This is a genomic window from Succinivibrio sp. (genome assembly GCF_045124615.1).
Classification (GTDB): Bacteria; Pseudomonadota; Gammaproteobacteria; order Enterobacterales; family Succinivibrionaceae; genus Succinivibrio; species Succinivibrio faecicola.
In genome coordinates, this window is the sequence record NZ_JBGVMC010000120.1 from 1 (window position 1) to 1130 (window position 1130).

At 37.5% G+C, this 1130-nt stretch carries 2 protein-coding genes; both read right to left on the bottom strand.

All coding sequences use genetic code 11. The features are described 5' to 3' along the window. A partial coding sequence (locus ACJML3_RS03310; RefSeq protein WP_406020599.1) for a baseplate hub protein occupies window positions 1–898 on the bottom strand: 898 nt, incomplete at its 3' end. Further along, window positions 891–1130, bottom strand: a 240-nt coding sequence (locus ACJML3_RS03315) for a hypothetical protein (protein ID WP_406020601.1), incomplete at its 5' end; no start/stop codon positions are given. The genes ACJML3_RS03315 and ACJML3_RS03310, both read right to left, overlap by 8 nt.

A 1130-nucleotide genomic window follows, 5' to 3' on the forward strand; every position in this document is an offset into this window, starting at 1 on the left:
CTGTGATTTGTGTTTCCCATTTGCCACCGCTAGGTAAATTGCTATCTAAAGTATGCGACATTTTCACAATGCGCCATGAACCACTACACTTAGGAACAAGTGTTTCAAGTTTTATCAGTCCTGCAAATCTGAAATTTGGATTAAATATTGCTCTGATCTCAATGCCGTTTTGTGTCATAGCTGGATAACCCAATAAACCGCTATTTGCATTTAATAAAACAGCATTTCCTTTACGACTTGCACCGTTGGACACTAAAATCATGGTTTCATCATCAAGTATTAATTCAGCTCCAATCTGTTTAGCGCACTGTCTAGCTTGCTCAATAGGTGAACCTTCAAAAACTGCGTTCTTAACTGTTCCAGTTACGCCCTCATTTTTAAATGTAAAACCGATCTTTTTTGCCTGCTGTTCAATGAATGTGCTTGCCGATTGTGAGCCACTGATGACGTTTGCACCTTGAGCCGTAACGGCTCCGAAAAAACCAATCTGACTTTCTATATTAAATTTTATATCAGGAGCACTGTTGAAATCGACACTTGCTTTTGTGATAGTTCCAGCATAGATTTGATTGTAGCCGTTGTATTCATCACCCGCATATATGTTTATATAGTTACGTCTTACATATAGAGGATGCATACATAAAGTAGATAATTGCTCCATAACGTCAAGAGGTAGACCATAAATTACTGCGCTTGCTTTTCCAAAATCAGGTGCGCCCGTCTTTTCTACTCTAACCGACATTGCAAGATCGCTTATTTCGTATGTGTTACCCTCACGACCCTTAAACGAGCCTTTCTGCAGGGTAAGTAGTATTTTTAGTTTGCGTTTTAGAAATGAAGTTCTAGGCTGTGAATTGAGCTTTTTATCATTGTTAAGTAGGTTTTTTATCTCAATCATTTTCTAGCTCCGCCATTTCTTCATTAGTTAGATATAACAACTTAAAACGTGTGCTTAACTCTTTGTAATTTGCTTTGCTTTGCTGATCAGCAGGTGATGTAAGATCAACAATAAAGAAATTACCGTTAAAATTGATATTGTCATAAAGTAGGATTTTCTGACGTGGTAAACAGATCACATTCTGCACGATCAGGGTATCATCAACCCACAAAGAGAAATAAGGCTGATTATT